Below are 7,558 nucleotides of genomic sequence, written 5' to 3' on the forward strand. Positions count from 1 at the left end.
CGGTTCAATCGGACCATGAAAGAACAAACGATTCACGGGCGTATCTTCAGGAATGTTGATGAAGTTCGTGACGCTGTCGTTGACTTCAAAGATCGTTACAACCGAGAATGGCGGCTGGAAAAACTGGGCTTCATGTCACCCATCGAAGCCCGTCAGGCACGGATGTTTAAACAGGCCGCCTGAGTCCCAAAACCGTGTCCAAACAATCCGGGCCGATACACGCGCTGCACGCTGAATACGCCGAACGGCTTCCGACGATGCACTCGACCATGCACCTCTATCCAATAGACGGAGCCGCGCACAGGGTGGGCCGCAACGAGACCGCGTTCAGTTATCGGGATGCACGCTGGGCGGCGGTGTTCGCCGGTGTCGACCCCGATGCCGCAAATTCGGATCGAATCAATGCGTGGGCTCGCGACTATCAGACCGCATTGCATCCCTATTCGGCCGGAGGGGCGTATGTGAACTTCATGATGGAGGAGGGCGAGGAGCGAGTGAGGGCCAGCTTCCGCGACAACTACTCGCGTCTGTCTGCCAATCAAGCGCGAGTTCGACCCTGACAACCTCTTCCGCGTGAACCAGAACATTCGGCCGACATAGTGTGCATACGGATTCAGGCGGTTGATGCGTGCCGGCGCGACCCGCGCCGAACTGTCAAAGCTGCTCGAATGCTCCTGTTTTCGCGAGCACGAACGCGTATACGTCTGCGAGTTCAGAGACGATTCTCGTACCAGGCGGGACGCCCTCAAAGGCGTTGGCTGGTCCGATGCAAATCAGCGGCTTGGCAAAGCGCACGGCCAACTGGATTTCATCCAATGTGCCCTGGCTACCTGGCAGGGCGATCACGACATCGCTCGTCAGCACGTTGACGTAGTTTCTGTTCAACGCGTCATCCGGTGCATCCGGGTGTTTGCGTGGCAGCGGTGTGAGGATCGGCAAGTCGATATAGGGATTGGGGTACCCGGGGAGCGGCGCGAAGCCAAGTGTGGGATGTGCTTCGCTTGGCATAATCCCAATGGAGCGGCCTTTGCGCCCATCCGTGGTCGAGAACGCGCGAGCGGTAGAGAGCATCACGCCGAGGCCTGCGCCGGTGAGCAGGTCGAATCCGCGTTCAGCTATCCATCTTCCGAGTGGTACCGAGAGATCCGGCCATTCTGCCTTGCCCGAACCCATGACTCCGATTATTGCCACTTCACTCCTCCGGCTGCGTGACTGACTTGCGTTGACGTCATTCAGGCGACTGGACTGCAATGACCTCGTCAACGCAATGAAAGCGGAATTGTCGCCGATCTTCACGGTGATCAGATAGGGCGGCCTGCGGGGGCTTCATCACAGGCGGTTCAAAACTCAGCTCAGGCGTTACGACGGCTGGCGGCCTCGAAGAGGAACCAGCGATCAATTCACGCCCGTGGCGTAGCGTCGACAATGTTCGAGATAGCCGGCTTCGTGACTGCTCACCAGCTGGACGACGCTGGTCCATAGCCACAGCGGTGCATCGATGGTCTTCGAGCGACCGCGGCGAAGTTCGGCGAGCCAACCGCGTCGGGTCGGCGCATCCATCTGACGCGCGTGTGCTTTACCCACCACTGCCGCCAGATAGAACGCGACCTTGCGCGCCTCCTCCCTGTCGAGTTCGTCGACTTCAAGTTTCAGATCCTGTGGCAACAACTCCCGAATCACCACTGCACGATCGAGCATGCGCGCCGCACGCATGCGCTCACCAAGAAAGGGTGAGAGATGGCGTGCGCCTTCCACCACGCGTTCGGCGTTATCGCGAGGCATCGACGCATTCTCATAGCGCGGGGCGGCCGCTTTCACGCCTTCCTTGATGTCCATGAGACACAGATCGTCGCCTTCGATGACTCCGCCGTCCACATCGAGCAGCACGGCATAACGCAGCCTGCCGAGAGAACTGCAGCCCTTGACCCAGTACGCCGCATCGAGCACCTCGACCTTGCCCGTGTCGTTGCGGCCACGCAGGCCCGTGGGCAAACTCGCAATGACGTCGTCGCGAAAGAGTCCGTCGATAGCCTTTCGCTCGTCGCGGGTGAGTGGCCAGAAACGCTTGCCAAGCGGAATCGTCGGTTCGAGATCCTCGATACGCTCTTCCGCGAGATGCTGCCATGAGCGGCGTACCGCCATTTTCATCGCGAGATGGACCGGCTCGGGCCGATCAGGCGATTTCGCCTTCCTCTGTTTCGGCCTGAACGCTGATTCATATCCTGCTGCGAGCGCCTCCAGCATATGCACGGTCGTGAGGCCGGAAAGCGACGAGCCGCGCGCGGCGGTGGCGAGAGAGAGCCCGAGGCGGATGAGGTCATGCGCCGGATTGCCGATCACGGTCTGATCGAGATCGCGGATATGGACTTCGACCTCGCCATCCTGATTCGCGATGGGTCCGAGATTACCCGTGTGGCAGTCGCCGCAAATCCAGATTGCCGGGCCGTGTGGCAGCGAGTCGCCGTTCGCCTCGACGATCCATTCGTAGAACTGGGCCGTGTTGCCGCGCACGTAGGCGTGTGGTGAGCGCGCCATCTTCAGACGGCGCTGCCCGGTGAGCAACTCCGCACGTTCGGCGGGCTTGGGCAACGCGTTCGTCCTCTTTTCACGCCTGCGACTTTTCTTCTGACTGGACATGTCTGGTCCTTTTTGTGACCTTGATGGCATACGTCAATGCGACGTCATGGCGCGTGTCAGAGCAAATGGCGTGCCGTCCTTGTGCCACGTTGTCGAAGGTGGATAGCGTCCGCCGATGGCATGACCGTGCGCGAACTGGTCGCACTCGGTCGCTACCCGTGGCACGGTGCGCTCGGCCGCTTCTCATGCACCGACACGCGCAAAGTGCTCGAAGCGATGGAGCAGACCGACGTGGTGGGCTTTGCCGATCGCGCCGTCGACAGCCTCTCGGGCGGAGAGCGTCAGCGTGTGTGGCTGGCGATGCTCGTCGCGCAGGACAGCGATTGCCTTTTGCTCGACGAACCGATTTTCGCGCTCGATATCGCGCATCAGATCGAAGTGCTCGCGCTGGTGCGGCGCTTGAGCGAGGAACGAGGCATCGGCGTGGTGGTCGTGCTGCACGACATCAACATGGCGGGCCGCTTCTGCGACGAACTTATCGCGCTCAAGGGCGGCAGCCTGCTCGCGCACGGTCCTTCCGCAGAACTGATGCGCGCCGACACGCTCAGTGCGATCTACGGCATTCCGATGGGCACGGTTGCGCATCCGGACGGCGGCATGCCAATCAGTTTTGCGCATTGAGTACACCCAATGAGTGTTTGATGCCCGATCGGAGCCGACGGCTGTTTGCCGCGGGGAAGGTGAGGGGGATGTCGATGTTGTGCCGTTTGCGAGCGGCGCATATGGGTCGGCCGCCGCTCAAGGGCGACGCAACGATTCCCCCAAAGGAAGGGGCGAATCGATAACGGCGTGCTGACCTCGCGCCCTCTGCACCGAACGTACCCTCAAGGCTGCCGGTGATCTACAACAGTAGAAGGGCTAAAATCAAAGCCCGTCAGGTTCCTCGGGAGGGCGGCCATGTTTGCTCCGAAGATCGCCAGGTCACAGGCGAAAGGAACGGACGTTTCGACCAACCGCACGGCGCGCCAGCAGAAGCCGGCGGAGCTCGAACAACCAGTCCAACCGGCGGTGGAGAACAAGGCGACGCCGCATGGCCCCGCATGGGATTTCGGCACGATCCCCGTATTTCAGCGTGAGGACGATGGAGTCGCCGAACCGTTCGTGCGAGTGCCCGGCGAGCCGCTCGCGCCCGGGGCGCGCCACATGGCCGAACAACGCTTCCGGCACGATTTCGGGAAAGTTCGCGTGCATTGCGGCCCAAAGGCGGAGGCGGCGGCTTTGGCGGTCGGCGCGCCGGCTTTCACCCTGGGCCGGCACATTGTCGCGCGAGACGGCGCGATCGATCCCGCGACGGCTGAGGGACACGCGATCCTTTTTCACGAGTTGACCCACGTTATCCAGCAGGCCGCCTTCGACGACCGCGACCTTGCCGGGGCGCCGGTGCTGGACGCGGCGCATTCCTCCGAGCAGCAGGCGCGCGCGGGCACTGCCACGCCCTCCCCGCTTGCGGCGCCGGCGATCCAGCGGGGACCTCCCAGGATTGTGATATCGAAGCAGCATATCGAGATCGACCTGACGAACTCTGCGTGGCGCAAGGCGTTGGAGTTCGAGGGCGGTCAGACGCAGATCGTTTATGTCTTGCGGGACGCCACGACAGGCGAATTCCTCAAAGTCGGAAAGACAACGGTGGACGACATCGCCGGTCGTTTCGGCGAGTATGTGGCCGCGGGGAACAAATGGAGCCGCAAGCTCGCCGCGGACGTCTGGACGATCCGCGCGCGCAGCAAAACAAACGTCGAGGCCTTCGAGAAGGAGATGCGGGCGGGGCTTGAGAGCGCCGGAGCGCGCCTGCCCTGGGACAATACGCGCGTGCCCGGAAAGGGGCCGCGGCAGGGTCGGCCCGGTCAGGGCATCCCCGATACCAAGCCGCAGACGGAAACGCAGTTCATCGACGAGGCCGAGCAGCTGCGGGTGAAGCACGCCGATCCCAACATTCCCAAGAGACGTGGCATGAGCTCGAAGCAAAAGGCCAAGCTGAAAGCCACGGAGGACAAGGCCGCAGCGGACGCGGCAGAGGCGGCGGCGAAAGTGGAGCAGGACGCAGGCCAGGCCGCCACCAGGGAGACTCCGGGAAAGACAGAGCTCAAACCGGGCGGCGACGCTCCGCCGGCAAAACCTGTGCAAGTGGGCAAAGAGCCGGCCACTCATCCTGCTTCGGACCCAAAAGCCGTTTCGGGCGAGGGTCCGGCGACCCAGCCAAAAGTGGAGACGCCGCCGGTCGGAGAAGGCGGAGGGGACGCGGCGCGTATCGGCATCGAGGCGTCCCGGTTCAGGAGCGCGGGGCGCTTCCTGGCCGAGGAAGCCCCGGGATTGCTGCTGCAGTTCGGGCTCATGTTGCTCTTTCCGCCCGAAGTGCACATTCATAAGGAAAATTATGACGATCTCCGGAAGAAGAAAATCGACCCGGCGCTGCAGGAGGCCCTGACGCAGCAGGAGGCCGCGTTCAACAAACTGGCGGACGATGCTCCCGCGCAATCGATATGGGCGACTGTGACCGTCCAATCGGACTTCTGGGTAGACGCGACTTCGGGTGGCGATCTGGAAGTTACCCTTCAGGATCTCCAGTTCATCGGGATGAAGCTGTCTCGTGAGTACTTGTTGGTCGAAGGCAAGAAATTCGATCTGGGGAAGGGCAGAAACGTTTCCAGGACGGCCATCTACTCAGTTCCCATTTACGGGCCGGCGACACACGGCACCGAAGAGCCGATCCGCAATTACCGCAAGGTCCGGGAGAATCTGACACACGATGCCTACAAGGTGCGCATGTCGGCGATCCTTGCCATGTACAAGATTGCCGACGCCAATCCGTTCCTGAAAAATCAGCTGATCCGTGACTTGCAGGGGATGAGCAACGACGACGATGACCTGGTCAGGGAGCTTGTGGCGCACATGCTCAGCCGCCTCAACCCCGCGCCGTGAGCGCCCGGTCCGCGAGCAGACCGTGGCACATGGAGGACCGGTTTGACCTGTTCCTTCAGCCTGGCCAATTTCCGGCGCAACCCTGAGCGAGCGCTTTGAGGCCCGGTCAACAGGCAGTAGTGGACACCGCAGCGGTGTCTGGGGCTGCAGTCGAACGACTCCTTCCCTCCGCTCGGCGTGGGGGCGGTTGAGCCCGCCGCCCCCCGTCGTATGACAACCTTTGCGTCAGCTTTTCACAGAAGCGTCATCAATCGATTCCTAGAATCCGTGACGGGGTTGCCTGGGCGCCCCCGATCAGGTTGCCGACCAGCGACGCAAGTACTGAATAACCGAGGAATCCCTGACATGGCGGATCAAACGGCGACCGTTGTCGCAGCGTCCCGAGCCGGCGCGAAATCGGTGCAGGAATACATCGACGAATGCCCCGTCTGGCCGGACGGTACCCGGCTGCTGCGCTCGCCGATGACGGCGATGCAATGGCGCATCTGGTCGCTCGCAGCGGCCGGCAAGTTCTTCGAAGGCTTCGTCGTGTTCATGACCGACGTCGCGTTGCCGCTGATCTCGCGCGAGTTCGGCATTGGCGCTGCGCAAAACTGCCTCGTTTCGGCTGCCAGCCTGATCGGCAGGCGCATGCGCAGCAGGTGACGCTGACCGAAACCGGCTCGACACTGCTCGCGCCGCTGTTCGAAACCTGGCGCGACGCTTATTCGAAGGCGCATCCGGACGTGCGGCTCTCCGTCGGCGCAACCGGTTCTCAGGCCGGGATCGATCAGGTGATCGCGGGCAAGGTGAACATCGGCGCATCCGATGCGTTCATGTCGGACGCCGACGCGATGAAGCACCCGCAGATCATCAGCGTGCCGCTCGCGATCGCCGCGCAGACGATCAACTACAACCTGCCGGGGCTTGAGCTTGTTCAGACTTGACGGGCGTTTGCGCGACGCAAGGTGTGCTGTTTTCCCTGCAGGCCTCGTGTGAGACGCGAGAAGGGCGTGCAAGGAGCGGGTCACGCTGCTGCGCATCCTGCCGCAGCGTGCGTCACACACTTACCAGCGCGCCGGTCGCGGCACCGAAAGAGCCGATTGGAGCATAAGCTGCCAGTGCGGTTTGCGTTCCGGCTGAATTCCGATGGTCACGGGCAGCTCGTCGTGAGGCGCTGCGCCGCGCCTTTTTGTACCGTCAGAAACTCCTTTGGGCACTGACTTATTGACGGTACAATAATTGCAATCTATGCGGGGTTGTCAATGCCTGTCGTCTTTCGATACAACGGTATCCGGTTCTTCTTCTATTCGAATGAAGGCGACCCGCGCGAGCCGGTTCACATTCACGCCCAGCTGGGCTCAAGTGTGGCGAAGATCTGGCTCTATCCCGACGTGCGTGTGGCCAGCAGTTCAGGGTTTTCGGCGAAGGAGCAGGCACTGCTGATGGATGCGGTGGAACAGAACCGCGAACTGATCGAAAGGAGGTGGAATGAGCACTTCAGCTAGAGAGCTGCGGTTCGACGATTTCGCGATGTGGGTGGAGCTGGAGGATGGGCGCACGCTCGGCGTTCCGCTTGCCTGGTTTCCGAGACTCTTGCACGCAACGCCCGAGCAGCGGCTGCATTACGAAATCAGCGCAGGGGGGCTGCATTGGGACGAGATCGACGAGGACATCTCTGTTGACGGTCTGCTTGCGGGCCGTGGCGACATGACGCATCGTCACGCCGACGCGGCCTGATGCGATGGGCAATTCGCAAATGGTGCCCCCGAAACGCATCGGGCGGCCACCGCTCGAGAATCCAAAGATCAAGCTGACAATGCGATACGACGCGGACATTGTCGAAGTGTTCAGGGCAACGGGCGAAGGCTGGCAAACACGCATGAACGAAGCACTTCGGACGTTTCTGCAAGAGCATCCACTCGACGCGCGCTGATCCAACACCAAAGGTGCCAGTCATGATCGATCGCCGGCCGCGGATTCGCCCCGTCATGATCAACGGCTATGAAGCCGTGGTGGCGTT

At 61.9% G+C, this 7,558-nt stretch carries 10 protein-coding genes and 2 pseudogenes; 10 read left to right on the forward strand and 2 right to left on the reverse strand.

The genetic code is table 11. The features are described from left to right. The 3 genes from VMJ11_RS21575 to VMJ11_RS21585 all read left to right on the forward strand — a co-directional run. A partial coding sequence (locus tag VMJ11_RS21575; RefSeq protein WP_325621584.1) for an integrase core domain-containing protein occupies nucleotides 1–183 on the forward strand: 183 nt, incomplete at its 5' end. 11 nt (nucleotides 184–194) lie between these two features. Continuing rightward, the gene (locus VMJ11_RS21580) at nucleotides 195–560 is read left to right on the forward strand and encodes a hypothetical protein (RefSeq protein ID WP_325621586.1); all 366 of its coding nucleotides are present in this window, start codon (nucleotides 195–197) and stop codon (nucleotides 558–560) included. Then, nucleotides 538–600, forward strand: coding sequence for a BBE domain-containing protein (locus VMJ11_RS21585; RefSeq protein WP_325621599.1), 63 nt, complete (start codon nucleotides 538–540; stop codon nucleotides 598–600). Before VMJ11_RS21580 ends, VMJ11_RS21585 begins: the two co-directional genes overlap by 23 nt. A 54-nt stretch (nucleotides 601–654) precedes the next feature. Here VMJ11_RS21585 and VMJ11_RS21590 read toward each other — a convergent pair whose 3' ends face one another. Both VMJ11_RS21590 and VMJ11_RS21595 read right to left on the reverse strand, forming a co-directional pair. Beyond that, complete coding sequence (locus tag VMJ11_RS21590) at nucleotides 655–1,191, reverse strand: DNA-binding protein (protein WP_325621601.1); 537 nt, start codon at nucleotides 1,189–1,191, stop codon at nucleotides 655–657. Between the two features lie 204 nt (nucleotides 1,192–1,395). After that, nucleotides 1,396–2,637, reverse strand: a complete 1,242-nt coding sequence (locus VMJ11_RS21595) for a DUF2252 family protein (RefSeq protein ID WP_325621588.1) — start codon at nucleotides 2,635–2,637, stop codon at nucleotides 1,396–1,398. A gap of 108 nt (nucleotides 2,638–2,745) precedes the next feature. Here VMJ11_RS21595 and VMJ11_RS21600 point away from each other — a divergent pair. The 7 genes and pseudogenes from VMJ11_RS21600 to VMJ11_RS21630 all read left to right on the forward strand — a co-directional run. Then, a pseudogene (locus VMJ11_RS21600) lies at nucleotides 2,746–3,258 on the forward strand (ATP-binding cassette domain-containing protein); the annotation flags it as partial. A gap of 276 nt (nucleotides 3,259–3,534) precedes the next feature. After that, nucleotides 3,535–5,556 carry an eCIS core domain-containing protein gene (locus VMJ11_RS21605; protein ID WP_325621590.1) on the forward strand — a complete coding sequence of 674 codons (2,022 nt, stop codon included), beginning with the start codon at nucleotides 3,535–3,537 and terminating at the stop codon, nucleotides 5,554–5,556. Nucleotides 5,557–5,901: 345 nt separating this feature from the next. Further along, complete coding sequence (locus VMJ11_RS21610; RefSeq protein WP_325621592.1) at nucleotides 5,902–6,201, forward strand: hypothetical protein; 300 nt, start codon at nucleotides 5,902–5,904, stop codon at nucleotides 6,199–6,201. Next, the gene (locus VMJ11_RS21615; RefSeq protein WP_325621594.1) at nucleotides 6,198–6,482 is read left to right on the forward strand and encodes a substrate-binding domain-containing protein; all 285 of its coding nucleotides are present in this window, start codon (nucleotides 6,198–6,200) and stop codon (nucleotides 6,480–6,482) included. Before VMJ11_RS21610 ends, VMJ11_RS21615 begins: the two co-directional genes overlap by 4 nt. Nucleotides 6,483–6,800: 318 nt before the next feature. Next, nucleotides 6,801–7,043: a DUF4160 domain-containing protein gene (locus tag VMJ11_RS21620; protein WP_028215507.1), complete on the forward strand. Its 243-nt coding sequence runs from the start codon at nucleotides 6,801–6,803 to the stop codon at nucleotides 7,041–7,043. Then, nucleotides 7,027–7,275 (forward strand): DUF2442 domain-containing protein, encoded by a 249-nt coding sequence (locus VMJ11_RS21625; protein WP_028215506.1) that lies wholly within the window; start codon nucleotides 7,027–7,029, stop codon nucleotides 7,273–7,275. Before VMJ11_RS21620 ends, VMJ11_RS21625 begins: the two co-directional genes overlap by 17 nt. Nucleotides 7,276–7,315: 40 nt before the next feature. Further along, nucleotides 7,316–7,471 (forward strand): annotated as a pseudogene (locus VMJ11_RS21630) (BrnA antitoxin family protein); the annotation flags it as partial. Nucleotides 7,472–7,558 lie beyond the last annotated feature (87 nt).

This window comes from Paraburkholderia sp. (genome assembly GCF_035501035.1).
Lineage (GTDB): Bacteria > Pseudomonadota > Gammaproteobacteria > Burkholderiales > Burkholderiaceae > Paraburkholderia.